Origin of the sequence: Streptomyces sp. NPDC058239 (assembly GCF_042882185.1) — a bacterium.
Lineage (GTDB): Bacteria > Actinomycetota > Actinomycetes > Streptomycetales > Streptomycetaceae > Streptomyces.
The window spans coordinates 122,711-146,688 of sequence record NZ_JBHVWS010000013.1 but is presented as its reverse complement, the minus strand read 5'-3'; the positions used below and the strand labels follow the sequence as shown (position 1 = coordinate 146,688).

Sequence of the window (23,978 nt, the reverse complement as noted above, 5' to 3'; positions counted from 1 at the left end):
GTCGTTCTGTCGTGCGCAGCGGCTATCGGGGGGTGTCGGCTTTGGCCGTCAGCCACTGCGCGGCGGCCGCCAGCAGCGATGTCACGCCGATTTCGACGGTCGGGTCGATGACCGGTGCGAACAGCGGCGAGTGGTTGCCGGGGATCTCGGACGGGATTCCGTTCTCCAGCAGGGCGTCGGGGTCTATGTCCTTGAAAGCGGCCAGGCCCGCGCCGCCGAAGTACCAGAAGACCGAGGGCACTTGGAGCGCGGTGCCGAAGACGCCGAAGTCCTCGCTGCCGGTGAGTGTGTGGGGCAGGGTGAAGACACGCCCCTCTTCCAGGGCCCGGGTCAGCGCCGCCTGGACGGTGGCGGTGGCCTCGTGGTCGTTGACGGTCACCGGGAAGGCGTTGAAGTCCGTGATCTCGGGTTCCTTCGGGGCGCCGGAGGCGGCGGCCTCGGCGCGGACGATCCGCTTGACGGCCTCCAGGACCCGCTCCCGTACCGCTGGAGTCGTACTGCGGATGTTGATCCTGAGGTCGGCGGTGTCCGGGATGATGTTCTCCTTGGTGCCGCTGTGGATCGAGCCCACGGTCACCACCGCCTGCTGCGCCGCCCCCACTTCGCGGGAGACGACCGTCTGCAGCCGCATCACGACCGCGGCGGCCATCACGACGGGATCCACGGTCGCCTCGGGCGTCGACCCGTGCCCGCCCCGCCCGAACAGCCGCACCCGCACACTGTCGGACGCGGCCATCACCGGACCGGGCCGGGTGGCGACGAAACCCGCCGGGACGGGCCCCACATGCTGGCCCAGGCAGACCTCGGCGCGCGGGAAGCGCTCCAGGAAGCCGTCGTCGATCATGGCCGGGGCCCCACCGATCTCCTCGGCGGGCTGGAACACCGCGACGACGGTGCCGCGCCAGGCGTGCCGGTTGGCGGCCAGCAGCGCGGTGGCGCCGAGCAGACAGGTGACATGCATGTCGTGGCCGCAGGCGTGCATCACCGGGACCTCGTTGCCCTCCGCGTCCACCCCGGTCCTCGTGGAGGCGTACGGGAGTCCGGTCTCCTCCTTCACGGGCAGCGCGTCCATGTCGGCGCGGAGCAGCACCACCGGGCCGTCGCCCTCGGTGAGGACACCGACGACGCCGGTTCTGCCCACCCCTTCGGTGACGTCCCAGCCCTGCTCCCGCAGCCGGGCGGCGACGATTCCCGCCGTACGGACCTCCTGGAAGGAGAGTTCCGGGTTGGCGTGCAGATCCTTGTACAGGTCGCGCAGGCCGGGCAGTTCGCCGTTCAGTCCGGACAGCAGCGAGGTGACCGAGGCAGTCATGAGTGCTCCATTGCGAGAGGGGTACGGCGTGCGGAGGAAGCATGGAAGGACGTGGTGTCCTGAGGGGTGGCGACGGCCATGACCGCGGCGACGACCGCGCCCAGCACGAGGAAGGCGAAGGCGACCTGGAAGGAGAAGGTGTCCGCGAGGACGCCCATGACGGGCGGGGCGATCATGCCGGCGACCTGTCCGCCGAAGACGATCACCGCGCTGCCCACTCCGACGTGTTCGGGAGCGAGGCTGCGCAGGGGCACCGCGAAGATCGGCATGTAGCAGAGGGAAGCGGCGAAGATGGCGAGAGTCCCGAAGACGATGAAACCGACGATCGAGGCCGAGAAGGCCATCAGGAGCAGCGCGAGCGCGGCCACCGTCATCCCGGGCACGATCACCTTCCGGTGGTGGCCCTCGAAACGGTCCGCCAGACGGCCGCCGACGATCGTGGCCGCGGCTGCCCCCAGTGCCGGAATCGCGACGAGGGCTCCGGCCGAGGTCAGGGAGATACCGCGCTCTTCGCTGAGGTAGGACGGAACCCAGGTGTTGAGGCCCCACACGATGACGCAGTAGCCGAACATCATCAGCGCGAAGCGCCAGAGCACGCCCATGCGCAGCAGGTCACGGACGCCCCGGCGGTCTCGCGCCCCGGCGTCCGGCTCTGTACGGGGCAGGGGATCCGGCAGCCGCATCCGTATCGCCACCAGGACGAAGACACCGAGCGCCGCCGTCGAGAAGAAGGCGGACCGCCAGCCGAAGACGCTGATCAGCGGTGCGACGGCGAGCGGTGTCACCACCGCGGCGAGTGCGTTCGAGCTCATGATCAACCCGTTGGCACCCATCCGCTCCTCGGGCGTGGTCCGCTCGACCAGCACCTTCGTCCCGGCGGGCGGAAAGATCCCTTCGGCCGCTCCGAAGGCGAAGCGCAGCACGAGCAGGGCGGCGAAGGACCACGCGAGGCCGGTCAGTGCCGTGAACAGGGACCAGGCCAGCAGGGCCCAGCAGGTGACCCGCTTGCCGCCGAAGCGGTCGGCGAGCATGCCGCCGGGGATCTGGCAGGCCGCGTAGGCGAGGAAGAAGGCGGAGACGATCAGTCCCTGCTGTCCCCGGTTGAGGTCGAAGTCCTCACCGATGGACGGCAGTACGAGGTTGATCACGAGCCGGTCGGTGTAGTCGACCAGCCAGGCGGCGAACAGCAGCACCACCGTGGTCCTGACCGTGCGGTTCGCGGCCTCGGGGCGCGGGATTCGCGGGCGCAGAGCAGGCACGGCACTCCTCTCTACAGTGGCCGATACTGGCTGTCGGCCGGGAAGTGCCCTTACGATCCGGCCTGTGTGCGAGGGAGGACCGAAAATGCAGGAAAGCGTCGTCGGCTCACCGGAGGCGCCGGATTCCGACACACGGTTCTCCGAACTGGATCTCGCCCTCGTCGACGCGCTCCAGGCCGCGCCCCGTGCACCGTGGACCCGCATCGGCCGGGCGCTCGGCGTGGACGCGACGACCGCGGCCCGCCGCTGGGAGCGTCTGCGCGCCAACCGCCTGGCATGGATCACCGCCTACGACGCGCCGAAATCGGCCACGGTCGCCTATGTCGAGGTGCGTTGCCGGCCCAGTTCCATCGAAGCGGTCAGTGCCGCCCTGGCCGAACTGCCCTGGGTCTTCAGCATCGACGAGACGGCCGGGGACTTCGATCTCTTCGTGTCCGTCGTCGCCACCGACCTGCCCACGCTCGGCCGGTCGGTCCACCGCACCATCGGCGGTCTGCCGGGGCTGCGCTCCACCCGTACCCGGCTCGGGATCACGCTCTACGGCGAAGGCGGCGACTGGCGGATCCGGGCGATGGAACCGGCGGGGCGTGCCACGCTCCCGGCTCCGCGTGCCGCTCGGCAGTCCACGTACAGCACGGACATGCACGACCGGCCGTCCCCCGAGTACCAGGCGTTGATGACCGCCCTCGGCGCCAACGGGCGACTCGGATACACCGAGCTCGGCGCCGCCACGGGGATGAGCGAGCACACCGCCCGCCGTCGCCTCCAGCGCCTGATCCACCACGGCGACCTCAATTTCCGCTGCGACATCGCCCACCCCCTGGCCGGTCTGTCGACCATGGTGATCTACCGGGCCGCCGTCCCGCACGCCCACCTCGAACACACCGGAAACACCCTCGCCCGCATGGAGCAGGTCCGTATGTGCGTCTCCGTCAGCGGACCGCACAACCTCCTGGTCATCGTCTGGCTCCATGGCCTGAACGCCATCGGCCCGTTCGAGATGCTGCTGGCGGAACGCTTCCCGGCGCTGGAGGTCAAGGACCGCACGGTGACGCTGCATTCCCCCAAGCGCATGGGCTGGCTCCTGGACACCCGGGGCCGCGCGACCCGTCGCATTCCGCTGGACCTGCCCCGGCCCTGACCGGGTTCACGCACATGCTCGCGCTCACGGCGGGCCGGAGCCGAGCAGCGTCCACGCCCCGTAGGCCGCCGACGCCACCGCGAGCACGGCGACGACCGTCACCGTACGGGCCGTGGTGCGCAGCCGCAGCAGCGCGACGGCGGGCGGGAGGAGCAGCGGGAACGCGGGCATCATCAGCCGCGGCCTGGATCCGAAGTACCCGGAGCCGATCAGCGCGATGACGACGACGGCGATGCAGTAGGCGAGTACGGGGAGCGGCTGGCGCTGCCGTACGCACAGGAACACCACCCATCCCAGGCCCACCAGCGCCGCGCACAGCCCGAGCGCGCCGGGCAGCGGCAGCCCGAGGATGAACGAGGCGAGCGCCACGCCTCCGTCGATGCTGTTGCCCCACTGTGCCTGGACGTCGAAGTACGCGAACGGGCTGCCCTCCCGTACGGCGACGAACACCACGTACGCGAGCCAGCCCAGCGGCGCCAGTGCGGTACCGGTCAGCATCCGCGCGTTGCGGCGGACGATGCCGTCCGTCCGGCCGGCCCGGTACTCCCGCACCAGCGTGACCGCGGCGGTGATCGCGAGGGCGGCGATGAGCGCAGCCGCGGAGGGCCTGGTCAGCCCGGCGAGTACGCACAGGACGCCCGCCACGATCCAGCGCCGGGTCAGTACGGCGTGGAGCGCCCAGGCGGCGAACGCGGTGAACAGCGTTTCGGTGTACGCCATCGACTGCACGAACGCCGTCGGGTACACGCCCCACAGCGCGGCCAGCACCACCCCTGCCCGGCGCCCGTACAGATGCGCCCCGACGGCGTGGATCCCCCAGGCGGCGAAGAGCGCGGCGACCCAGGCGACCAGCAGTCCGGCGCCCGCGAGGGAGAGCGGGGTCAGCTCGGCGATACCGCGTTCCAGAGCGGGCAGCAGGGGGAAGAAGGCCAGGTCGGAGTGGATGCCGCCGTTCGGGAGGGTGACGGTGTAGCCGTAGCCGTTCTCGGCGATCCGCTGGTACCAGACGGAGTCCCAGCGCTCGCCGAGGAGGTGGAAGGCGCTCTTGTCGGCGCTGGACGCGGCGGCGGCGAGGACGACGAGACCGATCAGACGCACGGCCGCGTACGCCCCGAGGGCCGGTGCCGCCGCCGCGAGGGCCGTGGCGAGGCGGCCTCGGGCGGGGGGATGCGGCGGTTGCGGCCGCGTTCGGCGGCTGCGCTGCCGCACGAGCTGCTGTGCGGGGGCGGTGGCCTGAGCGGCCGGATCGTCGGCGGGCATGCTGCCGATTATCTCCGCAGCAGGTGGCCCCACCCGCCACGAGCCGGGCAGCGGAGCCCGGCTACGGGCGGAGCTTGGTGCGGAAGAGCGGCAGGGCGGGGGCGATCGACCGGAGGACCTCGGCCCCGTCCTCGCGCCGTGGTCGGTTCGCTGTACGCCTTCTCCCGGCTCTCGCTCGGGGCGCCCGGCTCCTTCGTGACCGGCTGGGCCCTGCTCATCGCCGCGCTGGTCGTCGGCGTCGTCGGCTTCGCCGTGCTGCGGGTCCGGAAGCCGGAGGTCGCCGAACGCGCGGGAACGTTCGCGGATGATCTGGACCGATCCCCGGACCGCCTCTCCCCGATGTCCGGCTCCCCGCACCCCGCGGGGAGCCGGACATCGCTCGTTGGGCCCGACTTTGGGGCCAAGGGCCCAGGTCACCCGGCCCGTACCGCCGTACGCTCACGCCCACACCCGAATGCAGAACTGCGGGCACAGGCATGGCAAGTGAGCGTCGGAGAGGAAGAACCGTGACTGGTGGCGGGGGCTGGGGAAGCGGAAGCGCGGGCCACATACCACCGGGGAGCGGGGGTGGTGGTTCCGGCGGGAGCGGGGGCGTGTTCTTCGCACTGACCCGTAGTTGGGCCGCCGGTGCTCTGGTCTACATCGCCGCCGGATATCTGGTGTCGCGCGGGCTCGTCGAGATGCTCGCCACCGACGAACGGCTCTCGTCCTTCGGCTGGCGCCTCGCCCTGCTGCACGTACCGAACGTCATCACGACCGTGCTCACGGTCCTGGCATCGGCCCGCGTCCTGCCCGACGAACAGCGCGAGTCCCGCCTTCTGACGCTGCTCGCCTCCCTGGGTGTCCCGCTGGCCGCGCTCGTCTACGGATTCGCCGTGTCCTGGCATCTCGTGGGCTTCGAGGGCGCGTTGATGCCGATCGTCTCGCTGGTGACCGGTTCGGCCGTGGGGCTGGCCGTCGACCGACTGCTGGACGACCGCGACGAGCAGCCGGCCGCGGCGCCGTACCACCCGTACTCCTGGCGGGACGGCGGAGCCACCGCGATGGAGTACCTCGGGGTGATCGTCCTCGTCGTCACGATGATCGGCGCGATGGCCATGGCGGGGGTCGGCGGGCAGATCGGGGAACGCATCCGCTGTGCGATCAATTCGATGGGCGGCGGCGGTGCCGGCTGCTCCACCGGCGGCGGGGACACCACCGCGAAGCCGAAGACGGACGCCGACTACGAGCCCAAGATGTGCCAGGTCTCCAGCATCTCCGACACCGTCGGCGACAAGGTCAAGATCGGCTGGTTCGAGTGGGGCAACGAGTACGGCTTCCAGCAGAAGGTAAGCCAGGCCAAGACGGATGTGAACGAGGACGGCAAGGTCGACGAGAACGACAAGCTGGTCTACATGACGTTCACGGACGCCGCCTCGGCCGGTGCCACCGCCAGCACCCCCGGCGTCAAGCTCGGCAAGCTGGGCAAGGCCGATGTGGACGTCGGCGGCGGCATCAAGATCACCAACGGTGACACCTGGGTCTTCAAGAGCGAGGAGGACGCCAAGAAGATGCGGGACGACATCGAGGAAATGAAGATGTGGGAGACCTCCACCAAGTACAGCGGTGGCTACGGCGGCGGCTGGTACTCCGGGATGAAGTGGGCCGACAAGAAGAAGGACGTCGAGAGCAAGATCGGTGACAAGAAGATCTCGTACTCGACCGTCGGCCTCAATGTGTACGCGGACGGCGGCCTCTCCATCAGCGCGGGCGACGAGACCAAACTCGGTGCCAAGCTCGGCGGCAAGGCCAAGTTCTCCCCCGAGGTGACCATCACCAAGGACGACGTCAACGGCAACGAGTCGTACACGTACACCGCCAAGCTCGACCTGGAGGGCAAGGTCGGCGGTTCGGCCGGTCCGCTCGGCGGCACGGCCGCCGCGAAGGACAGCCGGACCGGGGCGATCACCGTCACCCGCGACCAGAAGACCGGCAAGATCGTCCGCATCGACATGACCCAGACCGTCGAGAACGGTTCGACGTCCGACAAGGGCGACATCAGCGGCGACAACGGCGAGAAGGGCAAGGACAAGCGCGGCGGCAAGGTCAGCGGCACCGACTCCTCCGGCGAGACCGGCATCGAGGTCCTGACGAACTCGATCGTCTTCGGCAAGGACACCGACAAGGCCACCGAGGACAAGCGGGCCGTCGCCGAGCAGTGGCTGGACGGCTCCGGCAACAACACCGCCCCGTTCGAGTACATGTTCGGCGACCACTCCATGCAGCAGAAGCCCACCGGAACCGACCCGTTCGACCAGCTGATGTTCCAGGACGGCCTGTCGAGCACCATGAAGTACCACGGTGAGACGGACGCCCAGGAGTTCGGCTTCGAGGTTTCGCTCGGCATGAGTCTCGGATTCTCCATCTCGGACGAGCACAAGAAGGAGACACTGACGGACGCGCAGTTCCTCGGGGCTCCGCAGGGCGACAAGCGCGCGTACCTTCCGTACAGCTACTGCGCGAAGTAGTTCGTACACCGGGTACGGCTACGGTGCGCAGCAACCACGCACGACGACGAGGCGATAGGCGATGACGACGACGATGAAGATGTCCCGGGCAATCGGCGCAGCTGCTGCCGCCGCCATCGGCCTCGCCCTGCTCACCGGCTGCGGCGAAGACGCCGCCGCGGTCCCGGAGGGCTGGGGCAAGCTCGACACCAAGAGCCTCTCCGTCGGCTACCCCGAGAAAGAGGGCTACAAGGAACAGCCCGCGGCCGACCGGGCCAAGGCCAACGCCGCCGTCGCGCTGAAGGAGGAGGGCGGGCTGCGCACCGGCATGGTCTCCGTGCAGCTCGACTTCGCCACGGGCGTGGACGACGCGGGTGAGGCCGCGGCTGCGGCGGGTGCCGGTATCGGTCTCGGGGCGACCCGGAAGGAGACCTCGGACGTGCGGCTGGCGGGTGCGGAGAGCGCCCGTGAGGCGCGCAGGATCGACTACGAGTTCACGTCGAGCGGCAAGGAGCAGACCCCGGCGCCGGGCACCGAGATGACGGGCGTCGTGGTGGCGGGCGTCGATTCGAAGGACGTGCCGTTCGCGGTCCGGATCAATGCGGTGAAGGGCTCGCTGAGCCGGCAGGACCTCGACGCGTTCGTCGATTCGATCACCGTCAAGTAGCGGATCAGGGGCGCTCGTTCATGCAGATCCTGCCCGGCGGCACGGCCACGTTCCTGCTTCTGTTCGGGCTGTTCCTCGGCGCGTTCGCCGTCCGCTCTGCGCTGCGTCTGAATCGGGTGCTGCGGCTGGTCCGGCACGGCGAACACGCCGAGGGCCGGTGCGCGGACCGTCGGACGGTCGACCGGGGGCCGGGCATGGACCGGAGTTACGTCACCGAGTACGTCTTCGCGTTCCGTACCCGCGACGGCCGCGACATCGAGTTCACCGACCATGCCCCGGGCCCGTTCGGCTTCGAGGTCGGGGCGCCGGTCCGGGTCAGCTACGACCCGGCGGCGCCGTCGAAGCACGCCACGGTGGCGGGCCCGGGGGCGTGGGGGCCGGTGGTGATGCCCGCGGTGTTCGCGGTCGTGCTGGGGGTGTTCGCGGTGGGGCTGCTGGTCGGGTTCGCGGCGATGCGCGGGTGGCTCTGACGGGCGTGAGGCGTGCGGGCGTGCAGGCGTCAGAACTTGTCGCGGTCGTACGGCTCCGGGATCGGCTCCAGCGCCCCGGCCGCCCGTAGTTCCCTGTTGGCCTCGACGATCGCCTCGACGCTCGGCACGGTCGTACCGCCCCGGGTGAGGTCGATGACCAGGCCGTCGTCCGCGGTACGGGTGTACGTGCCGTCGAGCCCTTCGGGTGCCGACGCCGCCCGCCCGGCGGAGAGGTAGACCGCCCGGCCGCATCGGGGATGGGAATTCTTGAGGTCGAACTCATCGGACACGGCCCGGAATTCGGACTTGTTGTACACCTGGCCGGCGTCGATGTCCCAGGCCTCGGCAATGACGCGGAGCATCTCGGGGGTGCGCCGGATCACCTCTGCCGATTCCTCCACCTCGCGGGAGCGGAAGGTGACCGCGAGGGAGTTCGTGACCCACTGGGAAGTGCCACCTGCGTGAACGGCCACGGTCACACGCGGCATCCCCGGGTTCTGCGCCCAGAGCGAGGACGTAATTCCGATCACGCCGATGTCCGGTGCTACGTTCTTCCGCTCGATGTAGGCGGTCAGCGTGTCGGCCGAAGGTTCCAGAACGGGGTCCGAAGCAACCCCGTCCTCCGCCTCGTGCCACCCGTCGAACGTCGGACCGTCAATGCCCCTGAGCCCGTTCAAGGTGGTGAGCCAGCGCTCGGCAATCGCTGATGTGCTCTCTTCGCGGACACCCCACAGGCCGTTGGCCACGACGTACAACACGGCTTTCCCTTCAGCCTTGCTTCCCGTTCCGCCTGCCCGGTCCTCGGCCGCCCGTACTCAGCCCGTCACATCACCAGGCGTGTGAACCACCTTAACGTTGATGCCTCGGGACTCGAACATTTCCCTGGCCGCCTCCGCGACGTCCGGATCGGACAGGTGCCATTCGACCGGCTTCCCACGCGCCGCGTCCACTTGCCGGGCGGCCTGGTCCGCCCACCGGTCCGCGACCTTCGGGGTGAGCTCCCCGGTCTCGGCGTTGTAGAAGTCCTTGCCCTTGTACCCGTACTTCGCCTCCAGGTACGTACCGCGCGAGGCGTCCCAGCCGTCGAAGTCGACCGGCTTCCCCGTGAGCTTGTCCAGCGGAACCCGGTACTCCTTTCCGCGGCCCACCTTGGAGATCTGCTCCTGATAACGGGCACCCATTTCGGTCGGGTAGTTCCAGACGCCCGGCTTGATTTCCTGCCAGTTGCCTTCCCCGCCGTCCTTGGCCCCGGCCGGCGGGTCCTTCAGGTCCTTGTACCAGGCCGGCTTCGGTTCGTTCTGAGCACGCTCCAGGTTCTGCCGCCGCTTGGCCGCGTCAGCCGCCTTCTTCGCCTCGTCGGCCAGCCTCTGGGCCTCGTCGGCAGCCGCCTTCTTCTCCGGGTCGACCTCGTCGCACTTTCCGGTGAGGAACCCGACGGGCACAAAGGTGCGGGCCGCGGCCATGACGCCGGTGCCCGAGCCGGGCAGTCCCATGCCCCCACCGCTGCCGTACGGGACTCGTACGTGGCCGCCCATGCCGACTGTGCAGCCCTTGAGGCCGGCCTGCTCGGCCGCGTCGTCGGCGTGCTGCTGTGCTTCCTTCGCGGCCTTCTCGGCGCCCGCGACATCGCCCGCCTTGGCGGCCTTCTTCGCCTTGGACGCGGCCTCCGAGGCCTTCTCGGCCACTTCGCCGAGCTTGCCGAGTTTCCCGAGCTTGCCCAGCTTTCCGAACTTGCCGACGAGCTTGGCCTCGCCGTAGCCGGGGATGAACAGCGAGCCGATGTTCCACAGGCCGGTGCCGATCGCCTGGCCCTCGTCGCCCCTCTTCCACATGTCGCGGACGTCGTCGCCGATGAACATGTCGTCCAGGACCTTCACCCCGGTGCCGCCGGACGCCTTGGTCCAGTCCCAGACCGCACCGAGGTAGTCGCCCTTGGACCACTTGTCCCCGGCGTCCTTGGAGTCCTGGCTCCACTTGTCGCCGAGGCTCTTGCCGTAGTCCATCAGGCCGTTCCACGCCTTGACGGGGTGGATGACCGTGTCGAAGGTGCCGGTGATGTCGCCCCACAGCCCGTCGCCGACCAGGCCCTCGAAGAAGCCACCGGTCTGGTGTGCGGCACAGGAGAAGAACGCGCCGACGCCGGAGGTGCAGCTCTCGCCGGGCTTCTCGTCGCCGCCGTTGTCGCCGTTGTCCACATCGTCGCCACCGTCCGGTTCCCCGGAGGTGTCCACGTCGTCGCCGCCGTCGTCGACCTGGGTGGCGGTGTCGCCTCCGCCGGAGCTGCCGGAGCCGGAGCCGCCTGCGGCGTCGGAACCACCCGCCGCATTGGAACCACCGGCGGCGTCGGAGCCTCCCGCAGCGTTGGAGCCGCCGGCCGCATTGGAGCCGCCTGCCGCGGCGGACCCACCGGAGTCCGAGCCCCCGGAGTCCGTACCACCGGTGGCAACCGACCCGCCCGAGTCCGTACCCCCGGCCGCAGCCGCGCCGCCCGAGCCCGAACCGGCCCCGCCGGATTCCGTACCCCCGGAGTTCTTCCCGTCCCCCGCCACCACATCGCCCCCGGGCGCAGGGCACGCGCTCCCGGTCAGCTGGCAGATCGCGTTCCGCATCTCACCGGTCAGCTGGGCGCCGATCCCCGTGGCGATGAGTCCGCCGATGAGAGCCACGACCACCAGGACCATGCCCAGGTATTCCATCGCGGTCTGACCGTCGTCGTCGCGGCGCCATTTGATCATCCGCGCGATGCTGAACGGCCGGTGCGGCAACCGCTGTTCGAGGGGAAGCTCGAACCAGTCGCGCGAGCTCGGCCGGAACAGCAGGACGACGACGGCGACGGGCATCACCAGCTGCGTCACGCCTCGCCCGCCGCCGTCCCCGCCGAGGGTCGCCAGCGCGCCGAGGGTGAGCCAGACGTGTACGGCCAGGAGACCGCGCCAGATCCAGATGCCGCCGGTCCGCAGATACAGCGAGAGCACGAATGCGGTCACGCTCGGCAGCGCCGCGTACAGCAGCAGGCCGAACAGCTGGCCGTCGACCTCATTGAGCGCCGACGCCACCGTCAGCACACCGGCACCGCCCAGGACCGCGGCCGCGAAGAGGACCCGGACGAGGATCAGTACCGCCTGCAGCGGGCGCGGCAACGGCTGCCTGCCCTGCTGAGCCACGGCAGCACCCCCACCGGCGCCGCCCGAAACCGCAAATCCGCCTATGCCAGACACGACGAGTCCCCCAGCTTGCCGGTGTGCAGCCACAGTTCAGCCACTCCACGCATCCGACCACATCGGTACCCGTCGGGCATGGGCCTCAGGGCCCAATGCGAGGCTCAAAGTTGCGAATTCCAACCGGAGTTGCAGATACCCGAGAGGCCGGGGAACCGCCCCAGCTACCGGCTGGGGACCTCGCTCCCGAACAGCATCCACGGCGACTGATCGAATGACGCCACACCGGACAACTGCGGCTGCATCGCCGCGATTTCATGCCGCACGGCGAGCGTGTCCGGCCAACTGTCGAAGAAGGTCGTGCCGTTGATGACGACACCGCTCCAGTCGGTCGCCGCGGAAGCGCCCTCCCGGTCGACCACGAAGCCGATGCAGAGCACGGAGGCCCGCCCTATCGCCTCCCTGATCGCCCGTGCGGCCACCTCCTGCTCGTCCCGCGTCAGCCGCCCGAATCCGAATTCGAGCGCGACGACTCCGTCCCCCATCCGCCGGATGCGCGCGGGAACGTCGGTTCCGCTCTTCACCCACAACAGGAAGTCGACCCTGTCGAGCCGCTGCAGGCCGGCCAGGAGCACGAGCTGCTCCCTGGTCACCCATGAAGGGGTGCCCCACGGATCCGGCCCCGGGCCGAGGAGCGTGACCCGCCTCGTGGCGGGGTGTCTGAGCCGCAGTCCTGCCGCATCCAGATCGCCGAAGAGCGACTCGGCATCCGGGCGGCTCCAGCCGAGGTGGTACGAGTAGAAGAAACCGTCACTCATCGACACATCACCCCAAGAAGTGGTGGAGCGAGCAGATCCAGGTGCGCATGGGCACGCCTGACAGGCGCTCGTGGCGGGCGCCTGGTCAGGTGGCTCACGGTTCGGTCGGGTACGAGCGTAATCAGCCCCGCCCGCCCGGGCTTGGGCCCACGGACCCAGGTGCGGGCCCCAATGGAACAAAGCGGTGGACACGGGGCCGGAGAACGCAGATCGTGTACGCCGATGACACGCACCGATTCGCCTCCCGCATGGGACGAGCGCACCCAGCTGGCCACCTTCCTCGACTACGCCCGCGACACCGCACGCGCAAAGTGCGAGGGCATCTCGCCCGACGACGCCCGCCGCGCCCCGCTGCCCAACTCCCCCCTGATGACGGTCTCCGGGCTGATCAACCACCTCAGCTGGGTCGAGTACTACTGGTTCGAAGTGGCCTTCCTCGGCGGCGAGGACGAAGGGCCGTGGACGGACGAGGACCCCGACCGCGAGATGCGCATCGCGGTGGACATTCCGCTCGCCGATCTGCTGTCGGAGTACGAGGCACGGACCACCCGCTATCGCGCACTGGTCGCCTCCACCGACCTGGACACGCCGGCGAAGCGCCCGCGCAGGGACGGCCGGCATCCCGATCTCCGCTGGATCGTGCTGCACCTGATCGAGGAGACCGCGCGGCACAACGGCCACCTCGACATGATCCGGGAGATCGTCGACGGCACCACCGGCGTCTAGCCGGACAAGCCGCTCAGTCACAACGGCGTCGACCTGGATCTACGTGCCGGCTCCGCTGGGGTGGTACCGGTGGTGGCCGTCGGTGGGACGGGGCGTGAGATACGGCCGGTGAGAAGGAGTGCGTTCGATGACCAGGAGGGCGGCGTCGTCGGCGGGGTGGCCGCCGATGTGGGTGAGCAGATCGCGGTGGATGTGGTGCAGCAGAGTATCGGGGTTGGTGGTGGGGAAGGAGGCGACCCGTTCGGCAAGCGGGTAGAACGCACCGGACGGCGAGCGGGCTTCGATGACACCGTCGGTGCAGAGGACGAGCATGTCACCGCATTCGAACGTGAACGGGTCGGTGCGGTCGTCCTCGACGCGTGGTTCGCACACGCCCAGCGGAGGCAGGGGCTGCCGGGCGTACAGGACCGTGACCCGCTGATCGCGCACCAGCAGAGGCGGGGGATGCCCGCAGTTGATCATCACGGCGGCCGACAGGGCGTCGTCGGGGATCTCCAGGACGAGGCAGGTGATGAAGTGCTCGCCGACGTCGTGCTCGGTGTCCGATACGTCCTCCATATTCCGGGAGACGCTGTCTCCGAGGGCAGCTACCAGCTCGGGCAGGGTGGCATACCGGTGAGCGCCCTCCCGGAATGCCCCCAGCACCAGCGAGGCCTCACCGATGGCGGCCAGCCCGTTGCCCCGGACATCGCCGATGACCACCCGGGTCGCGGCATGCGTGGCACGGGCGAACGCAAACAGATCACCCCCGATCTCGGCCTCGTCCTGCGCGGACATGTACAGCCATGCCACCTGCAACGGCCCGATCCGGCGTGGTGGAGGCCGAAGCAGAACCCGCTGAGCCGTCTCCGCCACAGAGCGTGCGAGGCTCAGCGCCCGGTCGCGCCGCTCCCGCACGAACCGCAAAAAGACCACCAGAGCGGAGAGCGCGGTCAGCGCGATGATCTGCGCCATGCGGTTGGGCGTGGTCACTCCGCCGAGGAAACCGGCGATGAACACTTGGGCCGCCACTGCCAGGACCCCGGCGAGAGCGGTGAGCCGTGTCCCGGCGAGGGAGGCGGTCAGAGCGGGCGCGATGACCAGCAGCGGGCCCAGCTGGACATTGCTCCCGGTGTAGATGTCCAGCACGGTGATCGTCGCAATCAGCACGAACGGGATCGCCACCAGACCACGGCCTGGTGGCGGCTCCAGGAGGTGATCCCACGACCGTCGCACACCCATATGACCTTTATTTTCCCATACCGGTAGCTCCTGGGCGCCCGCCGCCGCACCTCACCGGACTCCGTACGGCGCCCGCCGGACTCCTGGCGGAGTCCTTCCCTGTCCGGCTACCCCATCGCGGCAATGCCAGGTGCGATGTGCTCGGCGACCTGGTGGGTGAAGCTGACCGGGTGCCGGTCGGGCAGCACCTGGATCTCGCTGATGCCCAGGCTCGCGTACGCCTCCGCGTCCGCGAGAAACGCATCCGGCCTGGCCAGCACCGGGCCGTTGTACATCACGGTCTTCGCGATGGCGTCGTAGTCACGGTCCTCCGCTGCGCAGTGGGCGCGCAGCACATCGAGCTTGTGGGCCACTTCTTCCTGGTCGGTGGCGAACAGATTGCAGGCATCCGCATAGCGGGCGGCCAGGAGCAGGGTCTTCCTCTCGCCCCCGCCGCCGATCATGATCGGCGGGCGCTCGCCGATCGGCTCGGGCACGCACAGCGTCTCGGCGAGCTGGTAGTGACGGCCCCGGAACGGGCCGTTGTCGTCGCTCCACATCTGCAGGCAGATCAGGATCGCCTCCTCCAGCCGTTCGAACCGCTCGGCAACCGGGACCACCGGCACTCCGAGCCCGTACTGCTCCCGCTCGTACCAGGAGGCGCCGATGCCCAGCCTGGCCCTGCCGCGCGACAGCACGTCGAGGCTGGTGACGATCTTCGCCAGCAGCCCGGGGTGCCGGTACATCACACCCGTGACCATCAGGCCGAGCGTCATGCGCTCGCTCACCGCCGCCACGTAGCCGAGCGTGGTGTACCCCTCCAACATCGGGTCGTCGGCGACGGTCTGCCCGGTCTCCATCTGGAAGTAGTGATCCATCACGGTGAACGACGAGATCCCCGCCTGTTCGGCGATCCTCACCGACTCCGCGAGCGTCGGCGCGATGAGCGCGGGGTCGGCCGGTGTCGAGTAGTTCCAGTAGTGCAAGCCGAGATTCACGTCCGACCTCCGCAGGTCAAGGGAGAGCAGGCCGGGACGGCGTCGCCGCCCCGGCCGAACTGTTCAGGACGCGTGCTTGGCGTACTCGCTCTGCACCGCGTCGACGCTCACGTACTCGCGGTCGGGCAGGTTCCTCGCGACCGTGGCGCGTTCCGTGAGCCCGTTCGCGGTGAAGTGGGAGACGAGTTGCTCCTTCGTCGCCGGGAACTTCAACCGCTCGAGGTCCGCCCGCAGGTTCGACCCGTTCGCTTCATAGATTTCCACCAAGGCTTTCAGCCTCCGAATCCAACCATTCGACTACCCTATGTAGCCACTCGTCACGCTACGCGCGGTCGGAGTCATCGGCATTTCGGTACGCCCGGCCGAGCGGACCCCGCGCTCGGCACGGGTACGCCACGGATACCGCCGGGGTCGCCGAGGTGTGCGGCTCACGCGATACAGCGCCGTTCCTGCCGCCCGACCGACGCATACGGGTTCTGGCTGCTCGCCTCGGACAGGGACGGGCCGAACGACGGGCTCGCGCCGAGCACGCAAGTCGCCGCGTCCAGCCCGGCGTGAGCGTCTCGCTACTTGAGTGCGTAGTCCCGGGTGACGGTCTGGACGGTGCGGTTGCCCGCGGCGTCCCAGCCCTCGGTCCTGAGGGTCACGAACCCGTTGGTGTCCGCCGCTCCGGCTCTGCGGGCACCTGGCACCGCGACGCGCTCGCGGTACCGGGCACCTTTCAGGGCCCTGCGCGGTCTGAGCGTCTTTGGGCTCAGCCTCGCAATGAACGCCGCCGAGGACTTTCGAATACGGTGAGCGGAGATTCTTGCCGACCATCGAGTCCGGCCAACTCCGGGTGTCTCCTCATGGCGTCCTGGCGCAGAGCGAACTCGTCGGGCCAGTTCTCGCGCCACGGCGAGGCATCGAGAACGATCGCATCCCAGTCCTCGTCCTCGGTTGCACCCGAATGGTCGACGATGAACCCCATGCACGCGTCACGACTTTTGCGGATCTCCGAGAGGACCACGTAAATGACGTGCGCCTGCTGCATTTTGTCCATGCCGTCGAGTCCGAATTCGAGGACAGCCACATCACTGTTGCACCGACGACGGATCCGCGTGAAGACGTCGGTACCGCCATCCAGCCAGATCTGGAAATTGACCTCGCTGATGGCTGACAAGCCGGCAGCGGCAATGAGTTCCTCGCGTGTCACGGATGCCTGCTCACCCCAGGAGAGCGGCCCGTTGGTGCTGGAAGTGATCAACCCCGTGGAGGGGTTGCCGAGCGCCAGGCCGTGCCCTTCGAGGCTGTGCAACAGAGGTGATGCCTGCACGGAGCCCCAGCCTCGGTGATACCAGGTGATGAAACCGTCACTCATTCATCTCGCCTCACGGAAGTGTGAATTGCCCTCTGCCGCTGCCGGGTTGCGGCTTCCCCGATTCCCCCGGGGACCGCGGTACCGAAGTCCGCCGCACCGGGACCCCCGGCCGGAGCGCGCCGGACCCGACAACGTCCAGGCCCCGATGTCTCGCTATCGCTCGGCCGGAGCGGGCTGTCTTCGCGCATCCGCCATTTCGCGGCCTGCTCGGCAAAGTTCCGGGGCGCACAGTTCTGCACGGTGCGGTGTGCGGCCGCAGCCGTCACCAGTACGACTGCCGGCAGGCGCCCACGTCGACCGGCGGCCGCCCCGACTCGCTCGCATACACACGGTCCACCGGAGCTGCAGTGACGCCGTTGCCACACCGCACCCGTACCGCCCGACGCCGAGCACCGGCGCAACGGTCGGCAGCCGAACCGGATGCGTCGGCCACGGCAGCGCAAGCAGTCGAAGCACACCCCGGACGGCGCCACCGCCATCAGTAAGCCACATTCCCCCACCCCGAGACGGCGATTCACTAACGCGAATCAGAGGATAGACATACGAGAACTTGCAGGGCAAGGAATCTGATGACCATGTGTGCAGCAGCAAGGGAAAAGGGGCTCCCGCCGGCAGGTCGCCTCACCGCGCGAGTGGGCGGCAGCCCTCCCGTACAGGGTCGGCTGCCCGGAGCCGCAAGGAGGTGATCGCCGAGGTGCCGGCGGGCGACGGGACCGGGTACGGACTCGGGGTCGAGTTCCGGCTCCCTCCCCGACTCCTTCGCCGCTCTCCCCCGCTCCAACGGCCGAGCGCGCCGGACCGCCGCCCTCGCTGATGCCGGGTGTGCTCAACTCGCCGCAGTGGCGCCGGAAGTCGCCGCTACGGTGTCCTGCATGACCGACGTCACCTTCTGGACGTCGCCGGCGGACCGGATGGTCCGTGGCGGCGGAGCACGCTACGACATCACCGTCCTCCAGCCGCCCTTCACCGCCACCGCCCGAAGCTTTCCACCCAACGCCCCTGCCACGGCGCGCCAGTTCGCCGAGTCCTTTCCCACTGTCGATACGGTCCTGGAAGAGCTCGGACTCCGCCCCGCGAGCGAATCGCTCTATCTCGCCACGCGGGCCGACCTCGATGTGGTCCAGGCCGGCGCCTGGGGCAATGTGATGGCCATCAGCGACCCGGCCCTGGTCGACAACGGCAACGACACCCCCCTGTTCTACGAGGTGAAGAGACTGCGCGAGCGCTTCCCCGACGCGCGGATCGTGGGCCGGGTCGAGGTCGACTGCGGGGAGGACCACACCGAGGACATCGTCTGGCTCCCGGACGGCACCATGTTCCACGCCTCCGGCTGGCCCACCGACGAACCCTGGGAGCTGTCCGGCGACCCTCACGCCGTCGCCGCCGCCCTCGGTGTCGCCACGCAGATGCTGGAGGACATCGACGTCGACCTCGACGCCGAGCCCGGCGAGGTCGTATGGGCGGACTTCGTCTCCCTCGCCCTGGGCGAGGCCGACCCCTGGCCCTGGACCCACCTGAAGACCTCGGCCTTCCGCGTCCGCCACACCCGGTCGTACACCCGCACCATGGAGGAGCTGTACTTCCTCGGCGGCTGACTTATCCGTGTGGGCCATGTGTTGACGGCTCGCCGAATCCGTCAAGGGCGTGATTGACACCCGGCCCCGATCCATGGTCCGACTCGACGCCGGACCGGAACCAGCCGGCCCGGGCAGGCACCAGCACGAATGATCAACGGCCCCACCCCCTGGCCCAAGGAGGTGGGGCCCTGATCGCTTCTCCGCCGGGATCCGAGACGATCCGGATGGTCGACGCCGCCGGATGAGTGGCGACGACCGATGAGTTTCTCCGCGATCCGCAGTCAGTCAGTAATAGTTGGTGCAGCGCAGCCGCGAAGCCGACTGAAGCGGCACCGACCGGACTTTCTGCGAACCAGCCAGTGACATTGGGAGACCTCAGATGCGCACCCTGATCAGCACCGCCTTCGTCTCGCTCGACGGCGTAGTGGAGGCCCCGGGCGGGGAGCCCGGTTACCGGAACTCGGGGTGGACCTTCAAGGACATGGAGTTCGTCCCGGAGGCATTCGAAATCAAGGGCCGTGAGCAGCAGGAAGCCGCCGCGATGATGATGGGCCGGGTCAGCTACGAGGCGTTCAGCCCGGTCTGGCCGGACATGGAGGACTTCGTCGACTACAAGGCGATGCCGAAGTACGTCGTCTCCACCACCCTCACCGAGGACGACCTGGTCCCGAACTGGGGCGAGACCACGATCCTGCGCTCACTCGACGAGATCGCCGCACTGAAGGAGACCGAGGGCGGACCGATCATCATCCACGGCAGCGCCACCCTCAACCGGAACCTCTCGGACGCCGGCCTGATCGACCGCTACCACCTGCTCGTTTTCCCGCTGCTGCTCGGTGCGGGCAAGCGTCTGTTCAGCGACACGGACAAGGACACCCAGAAGCTGAAGCTCGTCGAGCACGAGGCGTACTCCAACGGCCTGCAGAAGAACGTCTTCGACGTCATCCACTGACGCCGCGGTCAACGGATCAGCAACACCCACGCCTTGGTGCCTCGTGCACGACGACGTGCTCCTCACCGATGAGCATGCCGTGGTGCAGCTTGCCCTGCCGCCCGGCAGCCTCCAACGAGATGACCACCCCAGAGGTGAGGACCGTCTTCATCAGTGGCAGCAGTAGGGAGGACAGCTTCCCGTCCTCCTCGATCAGAGCGCAGTCCAGCAGTTCCTTCCGGGCCGCCGTGCTCGTCGGGCACCTCGCCCCCTGCCGCCGGCTCGGAGAACACGATCACTTGCTCTTCTGCCAACCGGAAGCGGGGGCGGGAAATGCCGAACGAAGGCATACACACTCACTTGGTAGTCGCTCAGTACTGGGACTCGGCCCAGAAGCTGAAGATTCTCGAAAAGCCCGCCCGTACAGCGCCGCGCCGCGTGAGCACGGACCGGTCGACTCCGGAGAAGAGAGCCGCGAGGGAGATGTCGGCGGCCAGGACCCGGCCCACCGCCTGCACAGTTACCTTCTTGCCGCTTCCGAGGCCCGACTGCCGCACCGTGATGACGGCACCGGGGTCTTCGTCGTCCGGCTGCCGGGACAGCTCGTACGCCCGGCGGTTGATCGCCGTGAGTCTGTATGCGTCGCCCAGATACGTCATGTGCAGGGAGCGCCCCCGGTGCGTCGGCGCCCACCGGTTCCGGCTCATCCGCACGAGCCCGTCGCCCACCCGGAGCGTCGCGCGGTTAAGGGTCGGCATCGACACGACGTCCGTGTGCGCACCGCGCGTCTCGAACGTGGCCGTGGGTATCAGTCCACCGCGCACATCCGTGACAATCACGTTCGGCATGTCGCGGCCCGCCGGGTACGCCACCCGGATGTCGCCGAACTCCGGAGAAGTGCCCTGCCAGCCGACCTTCGTGCGCCCGGCGGGCTGTTTCTCCTTCCAGTACGCGAGCGTGAACGAGCTGATGGTCGTGTGCATGTCTTTCCCTCGCTGGTCGAACGGGTTGAGGGCGCTACCCGGCTTCTTCGCCCCGTCGGCGATACCGTCCCCGATGTCCGAGGCCTTGTCACCCACCCAATCCCCGGTCTTCTCGATGCCGTCCTGCTGCCCCCACGGCTGGCCGAACTGCTGCGGCAGCTCTCCGAAGAGCACCGACCACGGCCTCAGCTTTTCACGGACGCATTCGGGTCCCCGCCTGCTCTTCCCCGGCATGGTGCCGGGCAAGCCGATCTCCACTCACGCGATGACTCAGAAGCCCGGCCGCAGTTGGTGCGAAGCAGAACGCATACCTGACGCGCTGACGCGGTATGCCGGGCACCTGTCGACGACCCTGACGACCCTGACCCCGTACGGCAGAAACCGAGCCCGGCCAAGCGTCGAGACCATTGCCGCAAGCCTCAACGAGGCAGCTGAACCCACGACTTGATGCCTCGCTGCGGCGGGTTGGCCTCGCAGGCACCCCACTCCCCGCCCCAGTCGTCCACAACAGCCGCCAGCAGCCAGAGCGCCTGCCGACGCCGCGTCTCGCAGAGCGTGGCCACGTCCGGTTCGGGGTGGTGGGGGTGCTGGTCCCAGACGAGGAGGCGGAGCGCGTCGTCGCGGTGGCGCAGGGATACGTAGAGCTCCTTGCCCGGGCTCATTCTGGCGGTGACTGCGATGAGTTCGGCCGCCGCGAGTGTGGTCGGCCAGATGTACGGGGCGAGCGCGTGCGCTTTCAGAGCGGCGCCGATCGCGGTACGGCCGATGAGCGCGCTGCGGATATCGCCGGGGAGGGTGAAACTCAGCGTGAGCCCGCGCGCGGAGCGACCCTTGGAGCGCAGGTAGGGCTGGGGGTACTGCTGCGGGTGGGGATGCGGGCTGCCGGGGTGCGGATACGGGAACGGCGTACGCGTCTCGGCGGCGGCCGGGCAGAGTGCGGCGAGTGGAGATGAGTGCATGGACTGACTCCCCTTGTACGGGTGGTGAGTTGGCGGCGTCTCTCTTTCGCGTGGGTGCGCACAGGTGGCTCACACAGTTGTGTTGTGGACGAGCAGTGGCCTGTCTCCCCGGCGCGGGCCTGCCCCTCCCAGGGCAGGAGGTTGCGGGCAGGACCGCGCGATGCACTTCCGGCTCGTCGTCGCTGTGTGAGCGTGCGTGACCCAATGTAGCTTCGGGAGGGCAAAATAACCCTCCCATTCTGGCGAATGAACCCTTTCGTGGCCGCGTCGCACGCGCACGCGGCAGACTGCCGGTGACCGCATGCGGAAAGGAACGGCATGGCAGCAAGGACGTCTCCCACCGAACGTCAGAAGCGGCTCGGTGCCGAGCTGCGGAGGATGCGCACATCGGCCGACGTCTCCGCCGAGTTCGCGGCCGGCCTGCTCGGCGTGGACCGTGGCAAGATCTCGAACATCGAGGCCGGCGCACGCCCCATCAGCCCGGACCGCCTACGCACACTGGCCTGCAACTGCGACTGCACGGACGAGAAGTACATCGACGCGCTCGTCGAGATGGCGCAACCACGCGGACGTGGCTGGTGGGAGAGATATCGAGGCACTCTGCCTCAAGGTCTGCTCGACATCGCCGAACTGGAGGCGCACGCGCTCCGCATGCGAGCTGCGTACTCGATGCACATCCCGGGCCTCCTCCAGACCTCGGATCACGCCCTGGCCCTCTTCCGGGTGGTGATCCCCCAGCTGCCGGAACGGGAGGTCGCGCTGCGACTTGCACATCGCGTGGAACGCCAAGGGGTTCTGGACGGGGATACGCCGCCGTCTTACACAGGAATCGTCCACGAGGCGGCACTACGAATGCAGTTCGGCGGCCGTGCCGTGGCGCGCGCCCAGCTGGATCGCTTGCTGCAGAAGTCCGAGCAGGCGAATGTGACGCTTCTGGTCATCCCTTTCGAGGCAGGAGCTTTCCCCGGCGCCGGGCAGACCGTCCTGTACGCAGAAGGACCGGTGCCTCAGCTCGACACCGTGCAGATCGACAACTCACACGGACCCCTCTTCGTCCACACGGACATTCAACTGGTCAAGTACCGCGCCCACTTGGACTGGATGGAAAGGATCGCGCTGTCGCCGGACAAGTCGCGGGACTTCATCCACAACATCGCACGCCAACTCTGAGGAGATGACCGATGTCGGACGTCAACTGGGAAGACTCATTCTGCGGAGAAGGTAACTCCTGCTTCCGGATCGGAACTGATGAACAGGGCAACAGCTACATCGCGGTCACCGGCGCGGAGGAGCACTTCCTCACCGACAGCCGCGAAGCGCTTCAGCAGATGATCCGTGACATCAAGGCCGGTAAGGCCGACCACCTGCTGTAACCACAGCGGCCCGGCACCACAACATGCGCGCGGTGCCGGGCCGTTGCTTGCTCAGCCTCCCCTGATCCGCGATCAGCCGCTCGTTGGTCCGAGTGTGCCGTTGACTGACGCGCAATGGGCGCGGATCGGGCCGTTGCTCCCGGACCGCACGCCGAAGCGAGGTGGCCGACAAGCGCGGCATCCGAGCGGTGATCCCCGTCCCGGCGGACCAGCGCGGTCATCGACTGCGTCGCGGGAGCCGGGGAGGCCCGCCACCGGCCTTCGACCGCGAGAGCTACAAGCAGCGCAATACTGTCGAGCGATGCATCAGCCGCCTGAAACAGTGGCGCGGCATTGCGACCCGCTACGAGAAGACCGCGACCATCTGCCTGGCCGGACTCCACATCGCAGGCATCTTCCTCTGGTCCGCCCGGTGATTCTTACGAACCGATCAGCCCCAGGTCAGCGGGTCGAGATGAAGGTAGAAGCACAGGCGGTCGTAGTCCAGGGCGATGCCGTACCTCTCGGCAAACGCCACATCCGCGGCCCGTGCCTGCTCCTCGTCCGTCCACGTCTCTCGCGCATTGGCGAACAGCAGTGCCAGGTCGGCGTAACGGTCGGCCAGCCCGAGGCGGCCCAGGTCGATGAAGCCGGACACGTCCAGGGTCTGAGGATCGAGCAAAATGTTGGGCAGGCACAGATCCCCGTGGCAGACGACTGTGTCGGCGACCTCCTGATCCCGTCGCCGAGGAATCTGCCGAGTGAGGCGGGTCAGCAGCTCCGTGGGGGGCGTGTGCTGCTGCTCTACAGGGAGGAACTCCAGGTTCACGGCGTCCCGGGCCACGACGTCGCGTGCCACGGCGACCATAGCGTCCAGGCTCCGGCGGAATGGGCACTCTGACACGGGCACCTCGTGCAGCCGACGGACCGCGTCCGCGATGCGTTCCCAGGAGACTCGCAGGTCCTCAGCGGGCACCTGATCAGCAGGTATGCCGGAGACGGCACTGGTCACCAAGCAGGCACCCGCATCACCGGAGTACCAGTCGAGCACCCGGGGGCCCGGTACGCCCTGACCGCTCAGCCATGCGATCCGGTCACGCTCGGCCGTCAGGTCGGCTGCATCCGCAGCGGGTACGCACTTGGCATACCGAGTGGCACCCGCACTGCGAAAGACAAAAGCCCCCGACTCGCCCGCGGTGACAGGCAGCCACTCACCGCCACCCATGCCGAGCAGCGCCGACGATACAGCCTGAGGTCCGGAGTGGTCGCTCATAGCGGCAACCCTAGCCAGCTCGGCATTCCCAGCTCGAGGCCGTAGCAT

24 protein-coding genes and 1 pseudogene are annotated in these 23,978 nt (G+C 68.7%); 11 read left to right on the top strand and 14 right to left on the bottom strand.

The window, feature by feature from the left end:
- Positions 1–22 precede the first annotated feature (22 nt).
- Positions 23–1,312 carry an amidohydrolase gene (locus ACFVYE_RS17485; RefSeq protein ID WP_389606203.1) on the bottom strand — a complete coding sequence of 430 codons (1,290 nt, stop codon included), beginning with the start codon at positions 1,310–1,312 and terminating at the stop codon, positions 23–25.
- Positions 1,309–2,571, bottom strand: a complete 1,263-nt coding sequence (locus ACFVYE_RS17480; protein ID WP_383970137.1) for an MFS transporter — start codon at positions 2,569–2,571, stop codon at positions 1,309–1,311. Before ACFVYE_RS17480 ends, ACFVYE_RS17485 begins: the two co-directional genes overlap by 4 nt.
- An 85-nt stretch (positions 2,572–2,656) precedes the next feature.
- On the opposite strand from ACFVYE_RS17480, the gene ACFVYE_RS17475 reads away from it, so the two are divergent.
- Positions 2,657–3,712, top strand: coding sequence for an Lrp/AsnC family transcriptional regulator (locus ACFVYE_RS17475; RefSeq protein WP_389606200.1), 1,056 nt, complete (start codon positions 2,657–2,659; stop codon positions 3,710–3,712).
- A gap of 24 nt (positions 3,713–3,736) precedes the next feature.
- Here ACFVYE_RS17475 and ACFVYE_RS17470 read toward each other — a convergent pair whose 3' ends face one another.
- Entirely contained in the window at positions 3,737–4,972 is a 1,236-nt protein-coding gene (locus ACFVYE_RS17470; protein WP_389606198.1) for a hypothetical protein, read from the bottom strand.
- Between the two features lie 138 nt (positions 4,973–5,110).
- On the opposite strand from ACFVYE_RS17470, the gene ACFVYE_RS17465 reads away from it, so the two are divergent.
- From ACFVYE_RS17465 to ACFVYE_RS17450, 4 genes are all read left to right on the top strand, one after another.
- Positions 5,111–5,482 carry a hypothetical protein gene (locus ACFVYE_RS17465; protein ID WP_389606196.1) on the top strand — a complete coding sequence of 124 codons (372 nt, stop codon included), beginning with the start codon at positions 5,111–5,113 and terminating at the stop codon, positions 5,480–5,482.
- Positions 5,449–7,479: a hypothetical protein gene (locus tag ACFVYE_RS17460; protein WP_383970147.1), complete on the top strand. Its 2,031-nt coding sequence runs from the start codon at positions 5,449–5,451 to the stop codon at positions 7,477–7,479. Before ACFVYE_RS17465 ends, ACFVYE_RS17460 begins: the two co-directional genes overlap by 34 nt.
- 61 nt (positions 7,480–7,540) lie before the next feature.
- Positions 7,541–8,125 (top strand): hypothetical protein, encoded by a 585-nt coding sequence (locus tag ACFVYE_RS17455; RefSeq protein ID WP_383970149.1) that lies wholly within the window; start codon positions 7,541–7,543, stop codon positions 8,123–8,125.
- A gap of 20 nt (positions 8,126–8,145) precedes the next feature.
- Positions 8,146–8,595, top strand: a complete 450-nt coding sequence (locus ACFVYE_RS17450) for a DUF3592 domain-containing protein (protein WP_389606194.1) — start codon at positions 8,146–8,148, stop codon at positions 8,593–8,595.
- A 29-nt stretch (positions 8,596–8,624) separates the two neighbouring features.
- Here ACFVYE_RS17450 and ACFVYE_RS17445 read toward each other — a convergent pair whose 3' ends face one another.
- The 3 genes from ACFVYE_RS17445 to ACFVYE_RS17435 form a co-directional block, all read right to left on the bottom strand.
- Positions 8,625–9,353: an Imm52 family immunity protein gene (locus ACFVYE_RS17445; protein WP_389606192.1), complete on the bottom strand. Its 729-nt coding sequence runs from the start codon at positions 9,351–9,353 to the stop codon at positions 8,625–8,627.
- Between the two features lie 57 nt (positions 9,354–9,410).
- Complete coding sequence (locus ACFVYE_RS17440) at positions 9,411–11,759, bottom strand: Tox-REase-5 domain-containing protein (RefSeq protein ID WP_383970158.1); 2,349 nt, start codon at positions 11,757–11,759, stop codon at positions 9,411–9,413.
- A gap of 218 nt (positions 11,760–11,977) precedes the next feature.
- Complete coding sequence (locus ACFVYE_RS17435; protein WP_383970160.1) at positions 11,978–12,571, bottom strand: hypothetical protein; 594 nt, start codon at positions 12,569–12,571, stop codon at positions 11,978–11,980.
- 222 nt (positions 12,572–12,793) lie between these two features.
- Here ACFVYE_RS17435 and ACFVYE_RS17430 point away from each other — a divergent pair, with 222 nt between their 5' ends.
- A complete protein-coding gene (locus ACFVYE_RS17430; protein ID WP_383970163.1) occupies positions 12,794–13,297 on the top strand; it encodes a DinB family protein in 504 nt (167 codons plus the stop codon).
- Between the two features lie 39 nt (positions 13,298–13,336).
- Here ACFVYE_RS17430 and ACFVYE_RS17425 read toward each other — a convergent pair whose 3' ends face one another.
- From ACFVYE_RS17425 to ACFVYE_RS17405, 5 genes are all read right to left on the bottom strand, one after another.
- A complete protein-coding gene (locus ACFVYE_RS17425; RefSeq protein WP_389606189.1) occupies positions 13,337–14,461 on the bottom strand; it encodes a PP2C family protein-serine/threonine phosphatase in 1,125 nt (374 codons plus the stop codon).
- Positions 14,462–14,625: 164 nt separating this feature from the next.
- Positions 14,626–15,495 carry an LLM class F420-dependent oxidoreductase gene (locus ACFVYE_RS17420; RefSeq protein WP_383970169.1) on the bottom strand — a complete coding sequence of 290 codons (870 nt, stop codon included), beginning with the start codon at positions 15,493–15,495 and terminating at the stop codon, positions 14,626–14,628.
- 63 nt (positions 15,496–15,558) lie between these two features.
- A complete protein-coding gene (locus ACFVYE_RS17415; RefSeq protein ID WP_389606219.1) occupies positions 15,559–15,759 on the bottom strand; it encodes a DUF2795 domain-containing protein in 201 nt (66 codons plus the stop codon).
- 302 nt (positions 15,760–16,061) lie between these two features.
- Positions 16,062–16,187, bottom strand: coding sequence for a hypothetical protein (locus tag ACFVYE_RS17410; RefSeq protein ID WP_389606187.1), 126 nt, complete (start codon positions 16,185–16,187; stop codon positions 16,062–16,064).
- A gap of 62 nt (positions 16,188–16,249) precedes the next feature.
- Positions 16,250–16,855 carry a hypothetical protein gene (locus ACFVYE_RS17405; protein WP_389606185.1) on the bottom strand — a complete coding sequence of 202 codons (606 nt, stop codon included), beginning with the start codon at positions 16,853–16,855 and terminating at the stop codon, positions 16,250–16,252.
- Between the two features lie 872 nt (positions 16,856–17,727).
- Between ACFVYE_RS17405 and ACFVYE_RS17400 the strand changes: the two genes are divergently transcribed.
- Together ACFVYE_RS17400 and ACFVYE_RS17395 are read left to right on the top strand one after the other, a co-directional pair.
- Positions 17,728–18,450 (top strand): DUF6333 family protein, encoded by a 723-nt coding sequence (locus ACFVYE_RS17400; RefSeq protein WP_383970178.1) that lies wholly within the window; start codon positions 17,728–17,730, stop codon positions 18,448–18,450.
- A 361-nt stretch (positions 18,451–18,811) separates the two neighbouring features.
- On the top strand, positions 18,812–19,384 hold the full coding sequence (locus tag ACFVYE_RS17395) for a dihydrofolate reductase family protein (RefSeq protein WP_383970181.1): 573 nt from the start codon (positions 18,812–18,814) through the stop codon (positions 19,382–19,384).
- 350 nt (positions 19,385–19,734) lie between these two features.
- Here the strand turns inward: ACFVYE_RS17395 and ACFVYE_RS17390 are convergent, their stop codons facing one another.
- Entirely contained in the window at positions 19,735–20,520 is a 786-nt protein-coding gene (locus ACFVYE_RS17390) for a hypothetical protein (protein WP_389606183.1), read from the bottom strand.
- Between the two features lie 245 nt (positions 20,521–20,765).
- On the bottom strand, positions 20,766–21,305 hold the full coding sequence (locus ACFVYE_RS17385; protein WP_389606181.1) for an ATP-binding protein: 540 nt from the start codon (positions 21,303–21,305) through the stop codon (positions 20,766–20,768).
- A 318-nt stretch (positions 21,306–21,623) separates the two neighbouring features.
- Here ACFVYE_RS17385 and ACFVYE_RS17380 point away from each other — a divergent pair, with 318 nt between their 5' ends.
- The 3 genes and pseudogenes from ACFVYE_RS17380 to ACFVYE_RS17370 all read left to right on the top strand — a co-directional run.
- A complete protein-coding gene (locus tag ACFVYE_RS17380) occupies positions 21,624–22,475 on the top strand; it encodes a helix-turn-helix domain-containing protein (RefSeq protein WP_383970190.1) in 852 nt (283 codons plus the stop codon).
- Between the two features lie 11 nt (positions 22,476–22,486).
- Complete coding sequence (locus tag ACFVYE_RS17375; protein WP_383970192.1) at positions 22,487–22,678, top strand: hypothetical protein; 192 nt, start codon at positions 22,487–22,489, stop codon at positions 22,676–22,678.
- 137 nt (positions 22,679–22,815) lie between these two features.
- Positions 22,816–23,094 (top strand): annotated as a pseudogene (locus ACFVYE_RS17370) (IS5/IS1182 family transposase); the annotation flags it as partial.
- Between the two features lie 14 nt (positions 23,095–23,108).
- Here the strand turns inward: ACFVYE_RS17370 and ACFVYE_RS17365 are convergent.
- Positions 23,109–23,930 carry an APH(3'') family aminoglycoside O-phosphotransferase gene (locus ACFVYE_RS17365; protein ID WP_389606179.1) on the bottom strand — a complete coding sequence of 274 codons (822 nt, stop codon included), beginning with the start codon at positions 23,928–23,930 and terminating at the stop codon, positions 23,109–23,111.
- Positions 23,931–23,978: the final 48 nt, after the last annotated feature.

Excerpts from the sequence above, each read along its gene's own strand:
- ACFVYE_RS17485 (WP_389606203.1), bottom strand. The coding sequence starts at position 1,312 with ATGACTGCCTCGGTCACCTCGCTGCTGTCCGGACTGAACGGCGAACTG.
- ACFVYE_RS17435 (WP_383970160.1), bottom strand. The coding sequence starts at position 12,571 with ATGAGTGACGGTTTCTTCTACTCGTACCACCTCGGCTGGAGCCGCCCG.
- ACFVYE_RS17385 (WP_389606181.1), bottom strand. The coding sequence starts at position 21,305 with ATGCACTCATCTCCACTCGCCGCACTCTGCCCGGCCGCCGCCGAGACG.
- ACFVYE_RS17430 (WP_383970163.1), top strand. The coding sequence starts at position 12,794 with ATGACACGCACCGATTCGCCTCCCGCATGGGACGAGCGCACCCAGCTG.
- ACFVYE_RS17405 (WP_389606185.1), bottom strand. The coding sequence starts at position 16,855 with ATGAGTGACGGTTTCATCACCTGGTATCACCGAGGCTGGGGCTCCGTG.
- ACFVYE_RS17395 (WP_383970181.1), top strand. The coding sequence starts at position 18,812 with ATGCGCACCCTGATCAGCACCGCCTTCGTCTCGCTCGACGGCGTAGTG.
- ACFVYE_RS17455 (WP_383970149.1), top strand. The coding sequence starts at position 7,541 with ATGACGACGACGATGAAGATGTCCCGGGCAATCGGCGCAGCTGCTGCC.
- ACFVYE_RS17475 (WP_389606200.1), top strand. The coding sequence starts at position 2,657 with ATGCAGGAAAGCGTCGTCGGCTCACCGGAGGCGCCGGATTCCGACACA.
- ACFVYE_RS17365 (WP_389606179.1), bottom strand. The coding sequence starts at position 23,930 with ATGAGCGACCACTCCGGACCTCAGGCTGTATCGTCGGCGCTGCTCGGC.
- ACFVYE_RS17400 (WP_383970178.1), top strand. The coding sequence starts at position 17,728 with ATGACCGACGTCACCTTCTGGACGTCGCCGGCGGACCGGATGGTCCGT.
- ACFVYE_RS17380 (WP_383970190.1), top strand. The coding sequence starts at position 21,624 with ATGGCAGCAAGGACGTCTCCCACCGAACGTCAGAAGCGGCTCGGTGCC.
- ACFVYE_RS17375 (WP_383970192.1), top strand. The coding sequence starts at position 22,487 with ATGTCGGACGTCAACTGGGAAGACTCATTCTGCGGAGAAGGTAACTCC.
- ACFVYE_RS17460 (WP_383970147.1), top strand. The coding sequence starts at position 5,449 with ATGGCAAGTGAGCGTCGGAGAGGAAGAACCGTGACTGGTGGCGGGGGC.
- ACFVYE_RS17470 (WP_389606198.1), bottom strand. The coding sequence starts at position 4,972 with ATGCCCGCCGACGATCCGGCCGCTCAGGCCACCGCCCCCGCACAGCAG.
- ACFVYE_RS17450 (WP_389606194.1), top strand. The coding sequence starts at position 8,146 with ATGCAGATCCTGCCCGGCGGCACGGCCACGTTCCTGCTTCTGTTCGGG.